Origin of the sequence: Lactiplantibacillus daowaiensis (assembly GCF_005405085.1) — a bacterium.
Classification (GTDB): domain Bacteria; phylum Bacillota; class Bacilli; order Lactobacillales; family Lactobacillaceae; genus Lactiplantibacillus; species Lactiplantibacillus daowaiensis.
The window spans coordinates 236,810-258,009 of sequence record NZ_BJDJ01000002.1; the positions used below are offsets into that span (position 1 = coordinate 236,810).

General features: G+C 45.1%; 21 protein-coding genes and 1 tRNA gene. 10 read left to right on the plus strand and 12 right to left on the minus strand.

Features of this window, described 5'->3' with window-relative positions:
* Position 1: 1 nt before the first annotated feature.
* From FFM75_RS02395 to FFM75_RS02415, 5 genes are all read right to left on the minus strand, one after another.
* On the minus strand, positions 2 to 1,255 hold the full coding sequence (locus FFM75_RS02395; protein ID WP_137627600.1) for an ABC transporter permease: 1,254 nt from the start codon (positions 1,253 to 1,255) through the stop codon (positions 2 to 4).
* Complete coding sequence (locus FFM75_RS02400; protein WP_137627601.1) at positions 1,233 to 1,973, minus strand: ABC transporter ATP-binding protein; 741 nt, start codon at positions 1,971 to 1,973, stop codon at positions 1,233 to 1,235. Before FFM75_RS02400 ends, FFM75_RS02395 begins: the two co-directional genes overlap by 23 nt.
* A gap of 155 nt (positions 1,974 to 2,128) precedes the next feature.
* Positions 2,129 to 3,574, minus strand: a complete 1,446-nt coding sequence (locus FFM75_RS02405; RefSeq protein ID WP_137627602.1) for a 6-phospho-beta-glucosidase — start codon at positions 3,572 to 3,574, stop codon at positions 2,129 to 2,131.
* A gap of 116 nt (positions 3,575 to 3,690) precedes the next feature.
* Complete coding sequence (locus FFM75_RS02410; protein WP_137627603.1) at positions 3,691 to 4,038, minus strand: PTS lactose/cellobiose transporter subunit IIA; 348 nt, start codon at positions 4,036 to 4,038, stop codon at positions 3,691 to 3,693.
* A gap of 54 nt (positions 4,039 to 4,092) precedes the next feature.
* Positions 4,093 to 4,416, minus strand: coding sequence for a PTS sugar transporter subunit IIB (locus tag FFM75_RS02415; protein ID WP_137627604.1), 324 nt, complete (start codon positions 4,414 to 4,416; stop codon positions 4,093 to 4,095).
* Positions 4,417 to 4,696: 280 nt separating this feature from the next.
* On the opposite strand from FFM75_RS02415, the gene FFM75_RS02420 reads away from it, so the two are divergent.
* The 3 genes from FFM75_RS02420 (at position 4,697) to FFM75_RS02430 (ending at position 7,097) form a co-directional block, all read left to right on the plus strand.
* The gene (locus FFM75_RS02420; RefSeq protein ID WP_137627605.1) at positions 4,697 to 5,404 is read left to right on the plus strand and encodes a GntR family transcriptional regulator; all 708 of its coding nucleotides are present in this window, start codon (positions 4,697 to 4,699) and stop codon (positions 5,402 to 5,404) included.
* Between the two features lie 91 nt (positions 5,405 to 5,495).
* Positions 5,496 to 6,230, plus strand: coding sequence for a glycosyltransferase family 2 protein (locus FFM75_RS02425; protein ID WP_137627606.1), 735 nt, complete (start codon positions 5,496 to 5,498; stop codon positions 6,228 to 6,230).
* Between the two features lie 192 nt (positions 6,231 to 6,422).
* Positions 6,423 to 7,097 (plus strand): histidine phosphatase family protein, encoded by a 675-nt coding sequence (locus FFM75_RS02430; RefSeq protein WP_137627607.1) that lies wholly within the window; start codon positions 6,423 to 6,425, stop codon positions 7,095 to 7,097.
* Here FFM75_RS02430 and FFM75_RS02435 read toward each other — a convergent pair.
* Both FFM75_RS02435 and FFM75_RS02440 read right to left on the minus strand, forming a co-directional pair.
* Positions 7,081 to 7,575: a hypothetical protein gene (locus FFM75_RS02435; RefSeq protein WP_137627608.1), complete on the minus strand. Its 495-nt coding sequence runs from the start codon at positions 7,573 to 7,575 to the stop codon at positions 7,081 to 7,083. The two genes, FFM75_RS02430 and FFM75_RS02435, sit on opposite strands and share 17 nt — an antisense overlap.
* A gap of 221 nt (positions 7,576 to 7,796) precedes the next feature.
* Positions 7,797 to 8,621 carry an HAD family hydrolase gene (locus FFM75_RS02440; protein WP_137627609.1) on the minus strand — a complete coding sequence of 275 codons (825 nt, stop codon included), beginning with the start codon at positions 8,619 to 8,621 and terminating at the stop codon, positions 7,797 to 7,799.
* A gap of 151 nt (positions 8,622 to 8,772) precedes the next feature.
* Here FFM75_RS02440 and FFM75_RS02445 point away from each other — a divergent pair, with 151 nt between their 5' ends.
* The 4 genes from FFM75_RS02445 (at position 8,773) to FFM75_RS02460 (ending at position 13,944) form a co-directional block, all read left to right on the plus strand.
* Positions 8,773 to 9,708 carry an AAA family ATPase gene (locus FFM75_RS02445; protein ID WP_137627610.1) on the plus strand — a complete coding sequence of 312 codons (936 nt, stop codon included), beginning with the start codon at positions 8,773 to 8,775 and terminating at the stop codon, positions 9,706 to 9,708.
* A gap of 1 nt (position 9,709) precedes the next feature.
* Positions 9,710 to 10,708: a DUF58 domain-containing protein gene (locus FFM75_RS02450; protein ID WP_137627611.1), complete on the plus strand. Its 999-nt coding sequence runs from the start codon at positions 9,710 to 9,712 to the stop codon at positions 10,706 to 10,708.
* Positions 10,692 to 12,872 (plus strand): transglutaminase TgpA family protein, encoded by a 2,181-nt coding sequence (locus tag FFM75_RS02455; protein ID WP_137627612.1) that lies wholly within the window; start codon positions 10,692 to 10,694, stop codon positions 12,870 to 12,872. The genes FFM75_RS02450 and FFM75_RS02455 overlap by 17 nt, the downstream gene beginning before the upstream one ends.
* A 124-nt stretch (positions 12,873 to 12,996) precedes the next feature.
* Positions 12,997 to 13,944: a DMT family transporter gene (locus FFM75_RS02460; protein ID WP_223876590.1), complete on the plus strand. Its 948-nt coding sequence runs from the start codon at positions 12,997 to 12,999 to the stop codon at positions 13,942 to 13,944.
* Positions 13,945 to 14,014: 70 nt separating this feature from the next.
* On the opposite strand, the gene FFM75_RS02465 is transcribed toward FFM75_RS02460, so the two are convergent.
* Positions 14,015 to 14,965: an NAD(P)-dependent oxidoreductase gene (locus tag FFM75_RS02465; protein ID WP_137627614.1), complete on the minus strand. Its 951-nt coding sequence runs from the start codon at positions 14,963 to 14,965 to the stop codon at positions 14,015 to 14,017.
* Positions 14,966 to 15,053: 88 nt separating this feature from the next.
* Positions 15,054 to 16,778, minus strand: a complete 1,725-nt coding sequence (locus FFM75_RS02470) for a hypothetical protein (protein WP_137627615.1) — start codon at positions 16,776 to 16,778, stop codon at positions 15,054 to 15,056.
* A 253-nt stretch (positions 16,779 to 17,031) separates the two neighbouring features.
* Between FFM75_RS02470 and FFM75_RS02475 the strand changes: the two genes are divergently transcribed.
* Complete coding sequence (locus FFM75_RS02475) at positions 17,032 to 17,481, plus strand: flavodoxin (protein WP_137627616.1); 450 nt, start codon at positions 17,032 to 17,034, stop codon at positions 17,479 to 17,481.
* A gap of 67 nt (positions 17,482 to 17,548) precedes the next feature.
* On the opposite strand, the gene FFM75_RS02480 is transcribed toward FFM75_RS02475, so the two are convergent.
* Positions 17,549 to 17,767, minus strand: a complete 219-nt coding sequence (locus FFM75_RS02480; RefSeq protein ID WP_137627617.1) for a hypothetical protein — start codon at positions 17,765 to 17,767, stop codon at positions 17,549 to 17,551.
* A gap of 2 nt (positions 17,768 to 17,769) precedes the next feature.
* Positions 17,770 to 18,543: a type I 3-dehydroquinate dehydratase gene (locus FFM75_RS02485; RefSeq protein ID WP_223876591.1), complete on the minus strand. Its 774-nt coding sequence runs from the start codon at positions 18,541 to 18,543 to the stop codon at positions 17,770 to 17,772.
* A 180-nt stretch (positions 18,544 to 18,723) separates the two neighbouring features.
* On the opposite strand from FFM75_RS02485, the gene FFM75_RS02490 reads away from it, so the two are divergent.
* Positions 18,724 to 20,157, plus strand: coding sequence for an amino acid permease (locus tag FFM75_RS02490; RefSeq protein WP_137627618.1), 1,434 nt, complete (start codon positions 18,724 to 18,726; stop codon positions 20,155 to 20,157).
* Positions 20,158 to 20,347: 190 nt separating this feature from the next.
* Positions 20,348 to 20,797: a MarR family winged helix-turn-helix transcriptional regulator gene (locus FFM75_RS02495; protein ID WP_223876592.1), complete on the plus strand. Its 450-nt coding sequence runs from the start codon at positions 20,348 to 20,350 to the stop codon at positions 20,795 to 20,797.
* A gap of 167 nt (positions 20,798 to 20,964) precedes the next feature.
* On the opposite strand, the gene FFM75_RS02500 is transcribed toward FFM75_RS02495, so the two are convergent.
* Positions 20,965 to 21,037 (minus strand) — tRNA-Thr (locus FFM75_RS02500).
* Positions 21,038 to 21,200: the final 163 nt, after the last annotated feature.

Below are 21,200 nucleotides of genomic sequence, written 5' to 3' on the forward strand. Positions count from 1 at the left end.
ATCACACCTTCCGATATCGTTTCATGCCGACAATATTCATCAGCGTTAAGACTATCATAAATCCTAGCAAAATGCCTAGTTGCCCACTAATTTCACTTAACGTCGCCCCTTTAGTCGCCACATCCGTTAACGCCCCAGCACCATAATATAGCGGCATAATGTGGGCGATCCATTGTAACCAAGTGGCCATGCCATCGACTGGAATCAACCCCGCAAAAAAGATTTGGGGAATGACCACGATGGGAATAAACTGAATCATTTGAAATTCAGAATTGGCAAACGTGGAGATGAAAATCCCTAGCGTCAATGCGACCAATGCTAATAAGAAGTTGACTAAGAAAATGAGCCAAATACTGCCGACCAAATGCACTTTAAAGACAATAATCGCAAACGTCACCGTAATCAGCGTTTGAATCACTGCAAAAATCCCATACCCAATCAAATACCCAAAAATAATTTCACTCCGGCGAATCGGCGTTGCCAATAAGCGACTGAGCGTGCCAGTCGTCCGTTCATTCAATAAGGAAATCCCAGAAATCAAAAAGACAAAGAAGAACACAAAGAACCCTAAGAAAATCGGCAAGTAACTCTCAAAGAAAGTTGAATCGCTACTGCCATAAATATAGTGACTCTTGGTCGTGTAAGTTGACGCTTTCGGCGCCGCCATTTTAGTCGTCGCCTTAGGTGCCGTGGCGGCTTTGAGTTGTTTTTGTAATTTGGCGACCGCCGCGGTGTTACCACTCGCTTTAGCTTGTGCTAAGGCGGTTTTTAGCTGACTGACGGCCGTTTGAGTCTGAGCCTTAGCCAATCGCTGTAAGGCAGCCTGTTGGGCAACCAACGCCTTTTTCTGGGCTTTCGTTGCGGTCACTAACGTTTTGAGCCGCAACTTGATCACGCCACTTTGTAAAGCGGCTTTGATCAACGTCGTATCAGTAGGATTACTGTTGGCGTAAGTAATCGTTAATTTTCCTGAATTTTGCGTCAAATAACCGGCTAGATCATGCGTTTTAATCACAGTTGCCGCCGATTGACTCGTGGTATAGTGCTTAATCGCCACATGTTTAGACTCAACGGCTTTAACGACTTGGCTATCAACATCATGCACACCGAGGGTCGCGACTTGTGTCGTATTATTTTGGAAGAGAAAATACATCAATGACATAATCAACAATGGGGCCACGAACATTAACGCTAACGTCCGTTTATCGCGCAACATTTGTTTTAAGACCCGTTTAACGATTGCCATGGTTCGCATCTTGCATCCGCCCCGCTTTCAAAAAGACTGCTTCAATCGAATCAACCTTATATTGCCGTTTCAAATCAGCGGGGGTCCCTTGGGCTAACGCAACGCCTCCACGAATCAACATCAAATAATCACACCGTTCGGCTTCATCCATCACATGAGTCGTCACTAACATCGACTTCCCCGTAGCTTTCAGCTTGTTTAGTTCAGCCCAAATTTGTTGGCGTAACTCGGGATCGATGCCCACCGTGGGTTCATCTAAAATCAATAGTTGTGGGTCTTGAATTAGCGCAATCGCTAATGACAATCGGCGTTTCATCCCACCTGAATACCCACTGACCCGTTGATCTAATTGCTGGGTTAAATTCACCAAATTAGCGGCATAATCAATCATCTGACTTAGCTTATCCTTGGGCACACTCATCAACTTGCCAAAAAAGGTCAGATTCTCACGTGCCGTCAAAGTTTCATACAGCGCATCGCTTTGCGCCATATAACCCAATTTAGCCATTACTGGACGATTGGGCATTGTCGCGCCCATTACTTGAACCGTGCCACCATCAACTTTTTCCATCCCTAAAATACTCTTGATCAAAGTTGTTTTCCCCGCACCAGATGGCCCAATCAGCCCATAAATCATGCCAGCTGGCAGTGTCAAATCGATTTTATCCAAGACTTGGTGCTGACCAAAACGTTTGCTTACTTGTCGTGCTTCAATATACGGCTTCATGTTGATACCCCCTAGATGAGTGTACACTCATCAAAATTTCAATCTAAGCTTACCCCGGTCATTATTGGTTGTCAATTCATAAATGAGTTACGACTCATTTAGTGGTCAAAAAACTGTGCTACCGCTGAACGCCGGCGTTAGCACAGTTAAATAACTTATTCTAAGTTCAAGCCATCAGATTGAATGACTTTTTGATACCAGTAATAGGAATCCTTCTTTGACCGATCAAAGCTCCCTTGACCATTGTCATCTGCATCGACGTAAATAAAGCCATACCGCTTAGCCATTTCCCCCGTGCTGGCTGACACTAAATCGATACAACCCCACGGTGTATAACCAATCAAGTCAACACCATCTAAAGCCACGGCTTGTTCCATCGCTAAAATATGATCGCGGAAGTAACTGATTCGATAATCATCGTGGACGGTACCGTCAGCATTCTTTTGATCGTAAGCACCAAACCCATTTTCAACGATAAATTGTGGTAAATGCCACCGATCTTGCATCCAATTCATTGAATAGCGCAAGCCGGTTGGATCGATTTGCCAACCCCAATCAGACTTTTCAACATATGGATTTTCAACAAAATCAGCTGGTTCCGTGTATTCATATTCAGGATCATCACCGGCATTCGCCTTAGTCACAAATGACATGTAGTAACTGAAGCCCACATAATCAACTGTTCCGGCTTTCAAAGTTGCCAAGTCTTCAGCGGTAATATCCAATTGAATGTGTTTACGTTCTAGATACTTTGGCAACCACTTTGGATATTCACCCAAGCAATGAACATCGCCATACCAATAACGAGTCTGCATGGCTCGTTCAGCTTTCATGATATCTTGTGGCTTGGCTGTCAATGGATAAATTGGACACATCGCGATCATACAGCCAATTTGAAACTCAGGATTGATGGCATGCCCGGCTTGGACCGTCAAGGCACTCGCAACTAATTCATAGTGCGCTGCTTGATACATGGCTTGTTGCCAGTTATCGTCTTTACCCAATTGCAGACCTGAGTTTTGTAACAGTGGGTGTGGATCTTGCCAAGCCGTTTGATTATTGATTTCGTTAAACGTCATCCAATACTTGACCTTGTCTTTGTAGCGATTAAAGACTGTTTTGGCGAAATGTAAGAAGAAGTCGATCATCTTCCGATTCGACCAGCCACCATAAGCTTTAACCAAATGATACGGGATTTCAAAATGTGATAACGTAATGACTGGTTCAATGTGATGCGCCAATAAATCATCAAATAGGTCATCATAAAACTTCAAGCCAGCTTCATTAGGTTCAGCTTCGTCCCCATTAGGGAAAATCCGGGTCCAAGCAATCGATGTCCGAAAACACTTAAAGCCCATGTCAGCAAATAATTGGTCATCTTCAGGATAACGATGATAAAAATCATTGCCCCAGTGATTCGGATAAACCGCGTCAGGCTTGACCCCGTCGGTCACTTGCCGGGGCACACCGTTTTCACCAGCAGTCATGACGTCCGCGATACTAACGCCTTTACCACCAGCTTGCCAGCCACCTTCTAATTGATGGGCCGCAACAGCACCACCCCATAAGAAGTCCTTCGGCATTTGATATCCTTTTACCATATGTTTATACCTCCAAATGAATTATCTATTATTTTAAATATGTATACATTGAAAATGCTCCGAAAAAAGAACCACAACTAATACCGTAGCACTAGTCGCGGTCCGAATTAACGACATTATTTGTTTTCAGCATCCAAACGCCGATAGAGATCGACAAGTTCACCAGCTAAGTCGCGGAACGTGATGGCATTCATAATATGATCTTGTGAATGAACGAGGAGCAATGAGACGTGGGTATGTTGCCCACCGGCTTCATCAGTTAACATTGAGGTTTGGGCATTGTGAGCTTCAGTTAAGAAGTTATCGGCTTCCTTTAACTTAGCTTCGGCCTTATCAAAGTCGCCTTCCTTAGCGGCCCGGATGGCTTCAAAGGCGGAACTTTTGGCATTCCCACCATTGACGATCAATCCCATGATTGTTTCTAGACTTGCATCGGTTTCAGTTGCTTGCTTTTCTTCTGCCATTAATTTGTTCATCCTTTTTGTGTTGTGATTACTAGGTCACCCTAGCGCGTTTTATTACCCTTGGTGCTTTGCCATTGAAGCTTCGGCTTCTTTTAAGACCTTTTCGCCGTTCATCATGCCATAATCTTGCATGTTAATGACTTCAACGGGAATGTTGCTGGCTTTCTTTTGGAAGTCACTCAACATGTAACGAATTTGAGGTCCAAGCATTAAAATATCGGGATTCTTTTCAGCTAATTTATTGTCAGCATCGCTGGCAGCGGTTGCAAAAATTTCAGCGTCAATCCCATCTGCTTCAGCAGCTTTTTGCATCTTTGAAACTAATAATGAGGTCGACATACCAGCGGAACATACCAACATAATTGTTTTTTCAGCCATAATCAACACGCTCCTAAATTGTTTTTAAATTTCTTTGCATTAGCGGTTGAATTGTAAAACCGCTTTCATTACAATTAAGATTATAAGTCATGGGTACAAATTAAACAAGTCTGAATAAATACTTTTCACAAAAAAATAACCTAACGATACGTTAGTTCATATTTATAGTGTAAAATTGACAGACTGAAATTACAACTAATTCGCAACTTAACCGGCCTTTATCTTATTTAGTCAAGTCGGCACCTATCGGCTAACACCACATCAGAAAGTGTGATTTTATATGTATCGGGACATCGCAACGAGTATCGTCAAAGCCATTCGAGATGGCATTTTTGTCACTAAACTCCCCACAGAAGCCCAATTAATGGAACGTTATAGCGTCAGTCGTAATACCATTCGTAAAGCGATCGACTTGGTCTATCAACAAGGACTACTCCGCCGCGTTCAAGGCAGTGGTTACTTTATTACTAAGATTCAGCTCCGCCACAAAACCGTCGTCAATTTATCGGCCCGTTCGATTCAAGGGGGCGAAAATCAACCACACAACTTAAAATCTAAAGTTGTGACCTTTGATACGATTGAAGCCGACGAAAAGCTAGGTCAACAATTCGGCGTCCCCGTTGGTGAAGAACTCTATCGGGTGATTCGCCTACGTTACTGGCATGAGAAATTGTATAGTTTGGAAAGATCATATTACTTACGTTCCGTGATCCATTTTATTTCGGTTGAAGCCGTTAATAGTTCAATTTTCGAATATTTAGAAGAAGTTTATGGCATTCGCGTGGCGAACAGTGATGACTACTTATCATTGACCGAGCTCAGCACCGAAGACGCCAGTATTATGACGGAAGAAGCGGGGAAAGCCTTTCTAACCTTGGATTCTAGCAACTATTATAAAAATAATGGTCTGTTTAATTTCTCGCATACGGTCTTTGCTTATCCTGAATTAGCGCTATATTTCCATACCACTAATCTGGCAAATAATTAATTTATCTTCAAATATTTGCGATTCGTTGCAATTTCATCACATTTTACGGCTATAATGGTATAGTATACAAAAATATGATGGAGGAATTAGCGTGTCTGCACCCCTTTTTTCAGTGGTTGTACCTGCGTACAATCAACATAAATTTATCAACAGTTGCCTGACCAGTCTCCGCCACCAAACGATTACCGACTTTGAAGTAATCGTGGTGGATGACTGTTCGACCGATGATACCGCTGAACAGATTGCGGCGTTAATCAAAGATGACGATCGTTTTCGCGTCATTACACATGCCCACAATCGTGGTGTCTCGGCAGCGCGCAATTCAGGTATGGCGGCCGCTAAGGGTCAGTACTTGTGTTTCGTCGACGGGGACGACTGGGTGGAACCAAACTTTCTTGAATATTTCTTGCAGGCTTACCAAGCTGCGCCCAAATCACAATTAGTTATTTGTGGGCACCACGGTTATTTAGCCGTACCTAGTCCCGCCAAAAACTATGACCAAAAAGAATTGGTCGCTAACATTAACTTTGGGACAGTTGGTGGTTTTTCGTGGAATAAATGCTTTATTCGGTCGGTCATCACCGCGCACCATTTGCGGTTTAACGAAGATATCGACTTTCTCGAAGATCAATTATTTGCCTTCCGGTATGCCGATTATGTGCAAACAGCCGCCTACATGCCAGAAAAGACGTATCATTATCGTTGGCGTTTCCGCAGTAACTTATCCCATATTGGGATTCCGTTCTTTGCGGCCCGACGTAAGATGATCAAGATTTTGAAGCAAGAAAGCAAGCAAACGTTGAGTGAAGATTTGAATAACCAATAACCCTGTTAGCCTAGGCCCTGTGCCTAGGCTTTTTTATGTGTCCAAACAAGCAGCGTTGCGCGTTAACAACGAGTTGGTCATTATCATCAGCGTGACCCAAAACATTTCGCCATGAACTAATTAAATGCTTGTTCTATCTACGGGGGCGCCTTACAATGAACTTATGTTAACTAAAAAAGGAGGCCTTGCTTTATGGCAACGATTCATCTCTACCTCGTCCGTCACGGTCAAACTGAATTGAACGCGGCGGGCCGCTTACAGGGCATATATGATTCCACCTTGACCAAGCAAGGTGTCCGTTCCGCCCAACGACTTGCTCGGATGCTTAATGACATTCATTTTGATGCCGCTTACACGAGTGATCTTGGGCGGGCGCAACAAACCACGCGGATTATTACTGCCCTTCATCCAGAACTCAAAAAGCCGACGATTGACGTCGGCTTACGTGAATTTAATTTTGGTGGTCTCGAAGGAACTAAGAATTCTTGGATTGTCCACCAAGTGCGACGGCAATTAGGCATCGGCACCTTTGTTAAGTTGGTCCTCAGTAAAGAACGCTTTGCCACATTATTGTGGGTCTTTAACTCGTTAGACAAAACCCGAGCAGCAGAAACACTAGTTGGCGTGACCGACCGCATCAGCCGGACACTACGGCGGATCAGCTTATATGAAAACCAAGCCGCCACGCATGATAAAAATATTTTAATCGTGTCGCACGGTTTGGTTTTAAGCGCCTTTTTATATCAACTGAGCCCACATGAGTTACCAACGCGGTTGCTTAAAAATACGAGTGTGACGCGCGTAGATTATACAAACCGTCACTTTGAATTGATCGATATTAATGTGACCCCTAAGAAACGGGCCTAATCGTATTCAATACTTGTGGCGTCGCCGCCAAAGTGCGGTACTGTAAACGCGCTTGGTTCCCAAAAAAGGCTTTTAATTTACGTTGTAAATCTTGACCGGTCGCGTGCACGACTTCTTCAGTAATCGTGGGTGCCCCGATCACAACTAAAATCTGACTACTCTTACTATCCAAATCAGGTGCGACGACCGTACCGTCAACAGTCGTCAAAGTTAGTTCAGCTTGCGTTACTTGCAGTTGAACTGGCGCTTTTGGGGCTAATAACGCGGCATCCCAAGCTTGCATCGGGACTTGATGCCGATCACCAATAACGGCCATCAAGTCCCCCAGGGCACTTTGCGGTGCCGGTGGCATTAGTTGGCGTTCGGCCAATTGCTTTTCAATGGCCGGATTTAATTCCCGGTTATCTAACCCTTGCATCGATAAAATCGCGACAGGCGTTGGTAGCGCCGCAGGACTTAATTTAATTTCCAAAGACATCACTTCCTAAACACATTCCCCTTTAAGTTTGCCAAATTATTGGCAAAAGTCAATTGGCCCAGGAATGCTAATACTAAAATTTTAATAATTAAAGTAACCCGTTCATGCCATTAAACAGTCCAGCGACCAGGTTTTAACCGGGTTCAAATCACTAAATTGACAATCAAACACCAGCTAATTTAAAGAAAAAAACTTCACCGTTAAAGTGAAGTTTTTTTGCTTTAGGCCAATGGGTGTTGGTCGAAATATTGTACTAAGAACTTCGCTAACCCATCGTTATAATTTGTATCGGTCACATAATTGGCCGTTGATTTAACTTGTGGTAAGGCATTCCCCATCGCCACTGACAAGTCGGCTTCTGCCATCATGCCCAAATCATTCAGACCATCACCAAAGACAAACGTGTGGGCGGCATCCACGCCTTGCTCTGCTTGAATTTGCTTAACAGCAGTCCCTTTATCCGTATCAAGCGGAATCATTTCAATATTATTCGGATTAGATGACGACAAGCGTAATAATTTACTGTTGGTTAACTTTTCACGCGCTGAGTCTAAGCGTGACATATCTTCACGACTTAAAATGACCCCATTGGTAATTTGATCTTCAATCGTCGCCAGTTGCGTAAAACTCTTAATTTCTTGATAACCGATTGACATATCATCAGTATCAAAGTTAGCGGCATTGCGGGCCACAAATCGTGGAATTTGTTCCGTATAGTAAGCCATTTCAGGGGTAAAAAGCATCATCGGTAAGTTATCTCGGCGCGCAATCAAATACGCTAGTTCAACGGCCGCGCCCCCCAGCTTGGTCATTTCACGACCGTTTTTACCATCAAAAACGGCCCCATTTGATGTGATTAACCGCACATCAGGGTTAAGTTTGTTACGGACAAACTTAGCCAGTTCATACATCCGTCCCGTCGCAATATAGAATAAGACATCTTGTTGCTGAAGGCGTTCAATCGTGGCTTTCGTATAATCCGACACATATTGGTGGTCCGTTAATAACGTCCCATCAATGTCCATAAAGACTAAGTATTTTGGCATGATTTTTACTCCTTTGCGATTTTACACTTATAATTGTACGCTATTCCGACCAATAAAGGAAATCGCTTTCAATTTAAAAGGACTTTGCAGCCCCGTTGCACACCAGAACAGTGTATCCTTAAGGTAAGACTTTTTACTTTGGAGGTACGCAATGGATGCAACCGCTTTGACCACCTTAATCGATCAGATCAGTACGGTGGTCGTTGGTAAACCTGCCATCATTAAACTAACTGTCACTGCCCTTTTAGCTGGTGGACATGTCTTGTTTGAAGACGTGCCCGGCGTCGGGAAAACCACGTTAGCTCGTGCTTTAGCCCGAAGTGTCGCTGGCGACTTCAACCGAATTCAGTTTACACCCGATTTATTACCAAATGATATTTTAGGCGTTTCAATTTTAAATCAACAAGCCAATCAGTTTGAATTTCATCCCGGCCCCATCTTTACGACCATGTTACTCGCTGATGAAATCAATCGGGCCACACCGCGGACCCAATCAGCTTTATTACAAGCCATGGCCGAACAACAGATCACGATCGATGGCACAACGTACGACTTGCCAGCGAACTTTTTTGTGTTGGCTACTGAGAACCCTAGTGAATACGCCGGGACCTATCCACTACCAGAAGCCCAATTAGACCGGTTCTTATTCAGCTTACAAGTCGGTTATCCCACCTGGCCCGACGAGCTGGCCTTATACGCTGGTGATGATCGCCAACAAGCCTTAACCGACTTACAAGCGGTCTTATCAGAAGCCGCTTTATCACAGCTAAAAGCGACCGTTAATCAAGTCACTGTTGATCAAAAAGTCACCGAATATGTCTTGACCTTAGTCCAAGCAACGCGCAATGATGCGGCAATTCGCTTAGGCATCAGTCCCCGCGGTGGTTTAGCTTTAATGCAAGCTGGCCGGGCCTATGCCTTGATCAACGGGCGTGATTACGTTTTACCAGAAGATATTCAAGCAGTCTTGATACCGACCTTTAGCCACCGGCTCGTATTGGCAAACGGGGCACAATCACTAAGTGCCAAACAACAAGTCGTCCGTGACTTGCAAAATCGTACCCCCGTGCCAACTAAGGGGGCTTAAGATGGCCACGTTAAAAACGCTCGCCCATAATTTAGGGGTGGCGCTCTTATTAGTTTTAGGCTGGGGCTATGCGATTAGTTTCAACAACGCGACTGGTTGGGCACTTGCAGCCAGTTTAACCGGCATCGCCATCGTAAGTGGGCTAGCTTTACTGGGGGCGTGGCGCCGGGTCACCATCGTCGCTAGTCTCACAACAACGACCCCACCACGGCTCGTTTTGACACTAGCTCCTAAACGCTGGCCGCTATTGTGTCAACCAGCGCTAAGTCAACCGCACTTAACCCTACAACCGACCGGCCACCCCCGCCAATGGCAAACCCAATTACCACTGCCACGTGGCGTTTATGATCAACTGACCGTCACCGTTCGGTTAACTGATCCGTTGCATTTATTCGTGCATCGCCAGACCCAAACTTTAACGACCGCGTTGATCGTGCCGCCGGTATTACAACCAGTGGCCGCTCAAGCCGTTTTTCAGCAAGTTGCGCCGTTGATTCATGCCACCCAACCAGTCTCAGCCGAATCCTCGGGCTTTGAAACCCAAGATTTTCGCCCCTATCAACCTGGCGATCCGAGTAATCAAATTGATTGGAAGCTAACCGCAAAAGCACAAACGCCCATGTTACGCCTGTTGGCAAACGATGAACCGGTGCCGTGGTGCTGGGTCTTTTGTGTCACGACGCATCAAGATTTAGAATATCGGTTAGCGACTTTTTATACATTCGTACAATTAGTTGGCGAGTTACCCGCTCAAACATTGCTTATCGGTACCGAGCAACAATTATCGGCCAATTTGATGCCAGATGCTTTTGCCCGCTATCAACCTTATTCGGCATCACAACTGCCAACGGTCAATGTGACACAACGGCGGGTCCTTTTATTTGGTGACGACAGTCCTTTAACTGCGCAACTTCACCAGCAATTAGCACGACAAAACTTACAAGCCACAACGATTCAATGGCCGTCAGCGGGAGGTGAGCACCATGCGACCGGGCATTAAACGTTCTCTCGTGGCACTGATTAACTTTGGGTTACTCGCCTTTCCATTGGCGACTTATACCGCTGTTAACGATTTCCACCATCCGCAAGTGATGCTGATTTTCTTAGCGGTCATCAGTTTGATTATCCTTGGGCAAAGTCAGTGGCCCAAGCAGTGGTACTTATGGTGGTCGCTACTTGTTATTAGTCTAATTGGGAGTAGTTATGCCAGCTATCCATTAAATCAGGCGTTGTCACCAACTTGGGCAATGCAATTCGTAACCAAATTGATCCAACAGACGCAGGCCTTTCGTACCGCGACCACCTCGCAAATGATGCCGGTATTATTGAGTATGCTCTTAATCATGGCTTTAACGATTGGCTTGACCATGCTAACGGTCCGTTGGCATCAACCGGTGCTCAGTATTTTAGTCAGTGTTGGCTATTTATTAGCTGTCACCCTCTTTGCCACGCGCAATGAAGTTGTGCCATTAACAATGACGATTGGCCTCGCTTGCTTACTACTCGTGGTGTTATTTAATCAGCACTGGGCCTGGTGGCAACTAGGTTATCTCATCATCATTGCGGCTGTTTTAGGTGGCAGTGCCACGGTCAATACGTGGGCTAAAGGCCCTTTGAAACAACTAGCGAGTGCCACTTTAACTTGGCGTAATCAATTAAGTAGTACTGGTTTTTATAATTTTCTAGCGCAATCATCAGCGGCTAAAAAAACTGGTATCTCTGAAGATACGGCCACGTTAGGCGGCTCGATTCAAGATGACAATAGCGTTGCATTTAAGGCGATCACCAGCAGTAATCATTATTGGCGCGTCGATACCCGTGACGAATACTCTGGTAAAGGCTGGACCGCTAGTGATGAGCAAACGACCCGTAAACCAACGACGACTTCTAGTGGTTATACGACCAAACCAACGACTAGTTCACAATCCGTGCGACTTAATTTAGCTAAAACTGTGACCTACTTACCAGTTGGCTATGGGCAAACCACTTGGGCCGTCAGTGCCAACCAACAACAGCGGATCGGTGTCAGTTATAGTGCTGAGCGCGGCCGTATTTATATCAACACTGGTAAACAGCCATTGACGACGGTTCAATATCGCTACCAACCACAACAATACACCGCCGCTCAATTAACTGCCATTACGGCTAAGACCAGTACCGATATCACCGACACGTATACCCAGCTGCCAGACGAATTACCCAATCGCATCAAACGGTTGAGTCAAAAACTAACTAAGGGGCAGACCACCCAATATGGTCGCGTCCATGCGCTAGTGCACTATTTAAAAAGTACCAATAAGTTTGAATACACCAAAATCGATACCCCGACGACGCCTAGCAAACGCGATTACGTCGATTACTTCTTATTTACGAGTAAACGGGGCTACTGCGATAATTTCTCAACGTCATTAGTCGTCATGTTACGAACCCTAGGGATCCCCGCACGTTGGGCCGATGGCTTTAGTGGTGGCACTCGCGGTAAGTCGGCCGGCAATGGCCAATATCATTATCAAATCTTGAACTCTGATGCCCATTCCTGGGCTGAGGTTTACTTTGCGGGCATCGGTTGGGTCCCATTTGACCCAACACCAGGTTATCAAAATCCGGGCACCAAAAAAGCCAAACAAGTGGCCGCTAAAAAAGCCGCTAGCAGCACACGGCAAGCGTCGAGCACGACCACCAGCCAAAGTCGTGCCAGTCAAAGTTCTAGCACGACTAAAGCTAGCCAGCAGACCGCCACTAGCCAAGCTAGTCACACCACTAAGCGAACCACGACTAGATTTAAACTTAACACAACTAGCGAACGCTTAATTATCGGTAGTGTGATCCTCAGCTTAATGCTCCTCGCCTGGTTAACGCGACGTTGGCTATTACTACTTGGTATTACAGCTAGCCTGCAGTTAACCCGTTGGCCAGTGACGCGCAGTTATCGATTGCTTTGCTGGTGGTTTGAACGGCAACACGCGCGCCGACCGGCCGAGTCATTAACGGCCTACGCTGATACGATTGAACAGCTATGGCCACAACTAGATGGCCAATTTAAAGCGGCAACCGACCTTTACTTGGCCCAAAGTTTTGGTCACCAAGCAACGCCAGCTTTACGGTCGACCTTACGCCAAGCCGTTGCTCATTTACGGCACCACCATCAACCGATTAAGCTTTAAGCGCATCGACTGATGACCATTAAAATGCCTGCTTTCCGATCAAGCCTTAAAGTTTGCCCCCGACTTTTCTCGCTAAATAAGGTACAATAAAGCTTGAATGCTTATATTTGGGGAGGGAGTTGGCTTGCAAACTAGTTTTAACCGTGAACTTCGCGGCATCATTTTAGCCAGTGTTAGTGCCACTTTTTGGGGTGTTTCCGGGGCAATTGCCCAAGCCTTGTTTGATACGACTGATATTAATTCAGTCTGGTTGACCGGTATCCGCATGCTCGGTGCCGGGATCGGCTTTCTCATCTACAGCTTGATTATGCACGTGGATCTTTGGTCGATTTGGCATCATCCTGGCGACCTCTTTCAAGTTGCTGCGTATACGTTGCTTGGCTTGATGCCGGTCCAATTCACTTATTTCTTAGCGGTAGAAGCCAGCAATGCCGCGACAGCAACCATTCTACAATTCATGGGACCAGTCTTTATCGCCTTGTGGTTAGTTGTTGCCCACCATCAATGGCCGACGCGGAGTGAAGGCATCGCGATTATTTTAGCGGTGCTGGGGTCGTTTCTACTCGTGACCCATGGCAATCCCGCCGCACTTGTGATTTCTGGCTGGGCGTTATTATGGGGCTTATTGTCGGGGGTCAGCTCAGCGACAAACACCTTATTACCGGCCAAGCTACTCACTAAATACAGTGCCGTGACCGTGAATACGTGGTCGATGTTATTGGGGGGTATTATGTTTAATTGCTTCCAGCCATTCTGGAGCATTAAGGTCCCACTAACCGTCGCCAATATTAGTCGGTTAAGTTTCGTTATCTTGTTTGGGACGTTACTGGCCTTCTTATTTTTCTTACAAAGTTTAAATTATATTCGCCCGACGGTGGCCAGCTTATTAGATGCATTTGAGCCTTTAGCGGCAACGATTATTGCGGTGACCATGTTAGGTGTCCATTTTGAATGGCTGGATTTATTTGGCAGCCTTTTAATTATTAGTACCGTCTTCATTCTCGCCATTGGTCAACGACATAATGACCGCGCCGCTGCAGATTTCAAAGCAGCCCGCGATCATGATGACTAACTATGACACAAAAACACCAGTATCCCGTTTGATAAAAGGATACTGGTGTTTTAATTTGCTTTAGATTCGATTAATACCCCCGCTGTAAATCAACCTGATTACGGGCTAACTTGCCAGTCGCCATCCAGGCATCCAAGTTAGTCTTAAATATGTCAAAAACCACCGTTCGAAAATGCCGGCGCTGGCCTGAAATATGTGGTGTAATCATCACATTTGGCAAGGCCCATAACGGATGATCAGCTGGTAGCGGCTCTGGATCAGTCACATCTAACACTGCTCCACTCAAGCGCCCCGTTTGTAAGGCCGTGACTAAGTCAGTGGTCACCACTGCTGGCCCCCGACCAATATTGATCAATAACGGGTGTTGTTGCATCTGTGCAAAACGTGCAGCATTAAAGTAATGCGTGGTTGCTGGCGTTAATGGCAAGGCGTTGACGACCACATCGGCCGTTGCTAGCACCGACGCCACGGCTGCTAACGCCACCGTAGTGGTAAAGTGTGGTGCTGCGTGCCCAGTCGTATTCACCCCAACAACGGTCATGTCAAATACGGCTGCTTTTGCGGCAATCGCTTGACCAATCTGTCCAGTGCCAAAAACGACTAGCCGTTGGCCCGCCAACGAACGTGGTGCCTGTGGTAACGACCATTTCCGCGGCCCATTTTGATTTGAAATTGCCGCTTGATAACCACGATCAATTGTTAACATCGCCCCAAGCACCGATTCGCTGATGCCAGCGGCATGAATACCACTCGTATTGGCAACCAAAACGTGATGGGCCGCTAGCTCAGCTAGGGGTAAATAATCGACGCCCGCTGAAATCACTTGTAAGAATTTCAATTGCGACTGGGGTGTCGCGAGTAATTTCGTTAAAACTGGATGATTGCCATACATCACTTGGACCTGCGCATAGTCGTCAGGTTGTAAGGTCGCCGGTGTTTTAAACATCCAGTTTGGATAGGCTGTCTTTAAAGCCGTTAATTGGGCTGGCTTGGTCGCTTGGACCATTAACATAATTGGCATCATATTCCCCTTTTCTACTGAATTAAATCAAACAGCCGCATCCCAGTTTCAAACGACTGGGGTGCGGCTGTCAATGGACGATATTCACTTAATTAGTGGTTGTCGTATCATTAGTGGTACCAGTTGTATCATTGCCAGTTGTCCCACCGGTCGTGGTTGAATCAGACGTGCTATCAGTAGTTCCGGTACCAGTCGTTTGGCTTTGACTATTACTTGTCGTCGCACTAGAACTGTGTTTGGCTGAACTCGTTGATGTCCCGCCATCACTAGTCGTCGTTGTATCCGTAGAACTAGTGGTGTCATCAGAACTCGAATACGTCGTATCATCCGAGCTAGCGTCATCACTAGTCGCACTCGATGAGTCACTTTCACTATATGCTGAGCTGCTTTCAGCGGCTTCAGAATAAGCACTAGCACTGGCAGCCGCGGCCGAACTTTCAGCCTTGGCTAACGACTTACGATCTGCTTTTAAGCTCTTGTAGTCGTTAGCGGCTAATTCCGACTTAGTCCGATACTTCTTCAAGTCTTTCAAGACACTATCCACATCTGTCGTCGACACGCTCGACTTAAGCTTATTCTTCTTCGTGTAAAGGGCTTTAAAGTCTTTGTGATAACTTTGAACTTTCTTGACGGTTTTGTTCATCGCCGTTAACTTAGTCGTGTACTTCTTCGTAAAGTACGCTTTTTTCGAAGTTAACCCGGAGTTATCGATCTTTTGCTGCACTGCTTTAACCGTCTTTGTTGTCACTGTCGCCTTGATTAATCCAGCACTCGTTGACAACCCATCATAACGATCACGTAAGGTTAACATCTTGGCCGCTAAATCATGTTGACTTTGTAAGCGTGTCTTTTCATCGGACTTGGCCATTTCATCAATGTATGTTTGTAATTGATCCAACTTGTCGTTAGAGGCACTGCTCCGTAAGTCACGTTGCGCAGTAGTGGTATAGATTTCTTTGACGATTTCTTCGGCATTAGCCTTCGCTTGGGCTTGCGTTGTCTTAGCATGGGTCCACATGAACATAAACCCTAAGGCTGCCACAATTAAAATCCCAACTCCAGCGACGACTAACTTACCGTTACGGCGTGGCTTGGACTTTTGATGTGGCTTAGTTGGTTTTTGTTTCTTCTTTAGATGGGGATTATCACTGGCTTTAGTTGCGTCACTTTCCAATTCTGGATCACCATCATGATGCCGTGCTAACCGAGACATGGGTTCGTCTTCGGCATCTTCACGCGTTGTCGCCGCAGCACTACCAGCATTAGGTTGTTGGTCTTCATACAATTCTTCTCGTGATAATGGAATCTGTGGTTGATCAGTTGCTGAAGCAGCTTCAGTCGCATGCACCGAAATCACGGGTTGACCATTATCAGAAGCTGCACTTAGCCCACTAGTCGTCGTTGATTTCGGCATATTCGTCCAACTAGCAGAACTTGCCGCACTAGCAGCTGCACTCGGTGCCTCAGAGCTGGCAGTTCTTGACCGCCGCGTTTGGGGCGCTGCTGATTGTGGCGCACTCGATTCAGGAACACTCGACTCTGGCGCCGTTGACTGGGGTGCCGCTGAGGTTACGGATTCAGCTGAGGCCGCATGGCGTTGCCGGCGAGTCGGCGCCGCTTCACTCGGTGCTAGTGATTCAGCACTAGCCGCCGAAGATGATGGCGCACTGCTACTGTCAGGGTCTTTTAAATCGTAAGCCAGTGGAATCTGTTCATTTGCTTGGTCGTCTTGGTCATCGGGAATCGGTTCCGTAATTGAATGCCATAACCGTTTGGCCAGACCTTTCTTTTCACGATTATTTTTCTTTGCCAATTTACTTACTCCTAATGTGCACATCATTGCACTTCATTTTAATGGTTAACTATTACAAATTTAATATGTAGCCACGGTTAAACCGCGTCACCCCCGGTCTAAAAGCGACCGTTAATAAATAAATTATAGCATGGATTGCCAGTGTGAGAAACCGCCGAACATTTGGATTCTGGAATTAATCGTCGAACGCTTAATATTAGATTAAAATTCTGTTATAATCAGCGTATTAAGACGTTGAAAGCGAGGAATTGATATGGCTACTGCCAAAGTAATTTTTGCAACGATTACCGGTAACAATGAAGATGTTGCCGACATTATTACCGAAAAATTTGAAGATTTAGGCATTGACGTTACAAAAGAAGAAATCTCGCAAGCCGACGCCACTGAATTTGAAGACGTCGACATTTGCGTTGTCGTACCATATACCTATGACGAAGGGGCCCTGCCAGAAGAAGGGTTAGACTTCTATGATGATTTACAAGAACTGGACTTAAGTGGCAAGATTTATGGCTGTGCCGGTTCCGGTGACACCTTCTACGAAGACGACTATTGCCGCGCTGTAACTGACTTTAGTCGGGCCTTTAAGACCGCTGGTGCCACTAAAGGTGCTGATGATGTCTTTGTTAACTTATCTCCTGAAGGTGATGATATCCAACACTTAGACGACTTCACTGCTAAGCTCGTTGCTAAGCAAGCTGAATAAGATGAAATCACCGAAACGGACCTGGAATTAATCTTCCAGGCCCGTTTTTTGTCTCTATCTATACTATTTAATGATGTTTCTTAATAAATCGTTGTCGTAAACAGTTATAGCCCAACTCCACTAACCAAAACAACACCGTGATCCCCACAATATTGGTCAAGTAAGCCTGCCAGTGATACCCCACTTTAGCGATCCATAAATCAAACGGTCCTTGGATCAACAAGAAATAAATCGCTAATGTTTGTAAGATGTAACTCGTATGACGCCAAATCGATTTATAGTGCATCTTTAAGCCCCCGTTGCTGGTGTGAGTGTTTGTAACGTCTGCTTCAAACGACTGACCGGTAATTGTCCTGGTGCCGTTGCACGGCCCACCGCACCTAAAGTTAAACTAGAACCCATTAATTGACCACACACCCCGGCATAGCGCCCTAAAGTGCCAACCGCGGTGGCAATAAGTGGTAATGTTAACTGGGTCCTAGCTTGCGCCGTTGCCGTCATTAACGTTAATGTGTCTAACTCACTTTGAGTCGGCGCCGTCAGCCGGGCAATGTCAGCTCCGGCAGCGGCTAGTGCTTGATAGTCTTTGACTAAATCGCCCACAGTTGGCATCGTCGTCAAATAAGTCCGACTTAAAACCAAAGGAATGTGGTATTGCCGCATTTGTTGTGTCAATGGCATAAATTCACTTGCATTGACCATCGTTAAATCAATATCTAGGGCATCGATTGCCCGGTTATTCACTAACGTCAAATAGGTCTGATAGTAGGTTGCAGCATCGATAGTCAGTTTACCACCAGCAGCTGGTAGTCGTAACGTCGCTAATACTGGAATCGTGCCTAACACCTGCCGTAATTGCGCGGCCGTATTCACCAACTCAGCCCGATTGTCTAATTCCGTATACTGATCTAACCGCCATTCAACAACTTGCGCCGCTGACGTTAAAACCTGGGCGGCCTGCCCAAGTAGTTGGGCCCGTGTTTGGCCCGTTAAGGTCACCCCGATTTTTGGTGTACCGATGGTTAAAGCCACCGGTCCAATGGTTACACTTTTCAAACTCATCCCCGCTTCCATCGCATTTATCATACTTCAATAATAGCAAACTTTCGCCATCCTAACATGAATTACTCATTTTTTAAATCATTTTGTAAAGCGCTTTTAATATTGAAAAAATAAGCTTGTCACCGTTTACATTTTCGTTTTACAATTAGACAAATATACTTAAAAAAAAGGGGTCTGCTTATGAAAACCGAGAAACAGTTACGCTGGTCCAACATCGCATTAATTGCGTTTGTCGCTGTCTGGGGTTTAGGTAACGTCGTCAACAATTTCGCGTTACAAGGACTTTCAGTTGTGACCTCCTGGATCTTGATTATGATCATCTATTTCATTCCATATACCTTGATCGTCGGCCAATTAGGTTCCACCTTTAAAGATGCTGAAGGGGGCGTCTCTTCATGGATTCGAGCCACAAGTACCAAGCGGCTCGCTTACTATGCGGCATGGACCTATTGGATCGTGCATGTGCCTTATTTAGCTCAGAAGCCGCAAGGGATTTTGATTGCCTTTAGTTGGCTCTTCAAAGGTAACGGGAACTTCATCAATGATACGCCGGCCCTAGTTGTTCAAGCCATTTGTTTAGTGCTATTCTTATTCTTCTTATGGATTGCGTCTTTAGGCTTAACAACGTTAAAACGCATCGGGAGTGTTGCTGGGACCGGGATGTTTATCATGTCGATTCTCTTCATTATTTTAGCTGTATCGGCGCCATTTATGACTAAGTCAGCTTCCGTTCAAACACCAAACATGTTGTCGTTTAAATCTTACTTACCTAAGTTTGATTTCGCCTACTTCACAACGGTTTCGATGTTAGTCTTTGCCGTCGGGGGTTCCGAAAAGATTTCACCATATGTTAACAAAACGAAAAATCCTGGCCGTGAATTTCCACTCGGCATGTTAGTTTTAGCCGGTATGGTTGCCGTTTGTGCCCTATTAGGGTCATTTGCCATGGGAATTCTCTTTAATGCCAAACATATTCCAAATGATTTAATGGCCAACGGTGCTTACTACGCGTTCCAACGCTTAGGTAGTTTCTATCATGTAGGGAACTTGTTCTTAATTTTCTATGCGATTGCTAACGTTTTAGCACAAATCTCAGCTTTAGCATTCTCAATTGATGCCCCATTGAAGATCTTATTAGGTGATGCCGATCCAGAGTTCATTCCTAAGAAACTCAGCAAGATGAACAAAAAAGACGTCCCAGTTAACGGCTACATCATGACCGGTGTCCTAGTCAGCATCCTCATCATTATTCCAGCTTTAGGGATTGGGAATATGAATGAACTGTTCAATTGGCTGTTGAACTTAAACTCAGTTGTTATGCCAATGCGGTATCTATGGGTCTTCTTAGCTTACATCCTATTGAACAAACACTTAAAAGAATTCAAGAGCGACTACAAGTTCTTAAAGAACCCAACTGCTGGTAAGTTTGTCGGTGCTTGGTGCTTCTTCTTCACTGCTTTTGCTTGTATCTTAGGGATGGTACCTAAGACTTCATTAGCTGCTAATCCTAGTGGCTGGTGGTTCCAATTAGCCTTAAATATCATCACACCAGTCATTTTTGTGGCCTTAGGGATGATTTTACCAATCATTGCACGGCGCCATCAAAACGCTTAATAATCTTTACCAATTAACGACCGTAACCTGTGAAAATCAGGTTTCGGTCGTTTTTAAGTTAAATTTTGACACTTTCTGCGCATTTCGGGGTATTATCTCTATGTAGATATATATTGACTAATGTTATAATTAATTTTATACAATTAAATGTTTTATCAATTAATCTGATAACCCACTAGGAGGAAGCAGGATGAACGGATCGCCTAAAATGTTGAATGACTTCTTAAAGTACTATGCGACGGTTTTACGCTATATGGATGACTTTATTTCTGAACCAATCAGTCGCTATCATATGACCTTTGATGCTTTTTTAATTTTGCATGAAATCGGTACTAGTACAAAACCAATCCTTTTAATGGATATTGCGGCTAACCACCATGTCTCGCGTAGTGCTATTTCGCGGCAAATTAGCACACTCTTAAAATACGACTATGTTTACCAAGTGGCCAATCCTGCCGATCGTCGTCAAAAGAGTTTACTACTGACCGAAAAAGGCCAAGCTACCGACAAGCAACTCATGCACGATATCCAACTCGTCTTTAATCAGTGGATCGACAAATTAGGTACCGACCGGATTCATGCCATGCTCGCCTTTTTTGATGATTTTACGCATCAAATCGTCGATCCACATCAATCGTAACGACCAACGACACTAGCCCACTTGCTAATGTCGTTTTTTATTAGCGCTGAATCAGTTAGCGACTTAAACTCACAGTATCCCCTTTTACGCGACGCTGAGCAGCTATATAAAAAGGGAGTTGTCCATAACATTAATGTTACGAACAACCCCCTTTACGGGCTATTTTAAGCCGTTTAGCAGATTTGAACTGCCGACCTCTTCCTTACCATGGAAACGCTCTACCTACTGAGCTAAAACGGCAAACTATCCTTAAACAGTATACCAAAACCAATTCGACGTTTAAAGACCAACAAAAAAGGAATCGATTGCTCGATTCCCTCTAGTTTGCATGGCAACGTCCTACCCTCGCAGGGAGCGATCCCCCAACTACTATCGGCGCTAAGAAGCTTGACTTCTGTGTTCG

Coding starts and splice junctions, on each gene's coding strand:
- FFM75_RS02405 (WP_137627602.1), bottom strand. CDS start 3,574: ATGGTAAAAGGATATCAAATGCCGAAGGACTTCTTATGGGGTGGTGCT.
- FFM75_RS02445 (WP_137627610.1), top strand. CDS start 8,773: ATGGATGCAACCGCTTTGACCACCTTAATCGATCAGATCAGTACGGTG.
- FFM75_RS02495 (WP_223876592.1), top strand. CDS start 20,348: ATGAACGGATCGCCTAAAATGTTGAATGACTTCTTAAAGTACTATGCG.
- FFM75_RS02395 (WP_137627600.1), bottom strand. CDS start 1,255: ATGCGAACCATGGCAATCGTTAAACGGGTCTTAAAACAAATGTTGCGC.
- FFM75_RS02400 (WP_137627601.1), bottom strand. CDS start 1,973: ATGAAGCCGTATATTGAAGCACGACAAGTAAGCAAACGTTTTGGTCAG.
- FFM75_RS02465 (WP_137627614.1), bottom strand. CDS start 14,965: ATGCCAATTATGTTAATGGTCCAAGCGACCAAGCCAGCCCAATTAACG.
- FFM75_RS02455 (WP_137627612.1), top strand. CDS start 10,692: ATGCGACCGGGCATTAAACGTTCTCTCGTGGCACTGATTAACTTTGGG.
- FFM75_RS02440 (WP_137627609.1), bottom strand. CDS start 8,621: ATGCCAAAATACTTAGTCTTTATGGACATTGATGGGACGTTATTAACG.
- FFM75_RS02415 (WP_137627604.1), bottom strand. CDS start 4,416: ATGGCTGAAAAAACAATTATGTTGGTATGTTCCGCTGGTATGTCGACC.
- FFM75_RS02430 (WP_137627607.1), top strand. CDS start 6,423: ATGGCAACGATTCATCTCTACCTCGTCCGTCACGGTCAAACTGAATTG.
- FFM75_RS02485 (WP_223876591.1), bottom strand. CDS start 18,543: ATGAGTTTGAAAAGTGTAACCATTGGACCGGTGGCTTTAACCATCGGT.
- FFM75_RS02410 (WP_137627603.1), bottom strand. CDS start 4,038: ATGGCAGAAGAAAAGCAAGCAACTGAAACCGATGCAAGTCTAGAAACA.
- FFM75_RS02480 (WP_137627617.1), bottom strand. CDS start 17,767: ATGCACTATAAATCGATTTGGCGTCATACGAGTTACATCTTACAAACA.
- FFM75_RS02475 (WP_137627616.1), top strand. CDS start 17,032: ATGGCTACTGCCAAAGTAATTTTTGCAACGATTACCGGTAACAATGAA.
- FFM75_RS02420 (WP_137627605.1), top strand. CDS start 4,697: ATGTATCGGGACATCGCAACGAGTATCGTCAAAGCCATTCGAGATGGC.
- FFM75_RS02450 (WP_137627611.1), top strand. CDS start 9,710: ATGGCCACGTTAAAAACGCTCGCCCATAATTTAGGGGTGGCGCTCTTA.
- FFM75_RS02435 (WP_137627608.1), bottom strand. CDS start 7,575: ATGTCTTTGGAAATTAAATTAAGTCCTGCGGCGCTACCAACGCCTGTC.
- FFM75_RS02490 (WP_137627618.1), top strand. CDS start 18,724: ATGAAAACCGAGAAACAGTTACGCTGGTCCAACATCGCATTAATTGCG.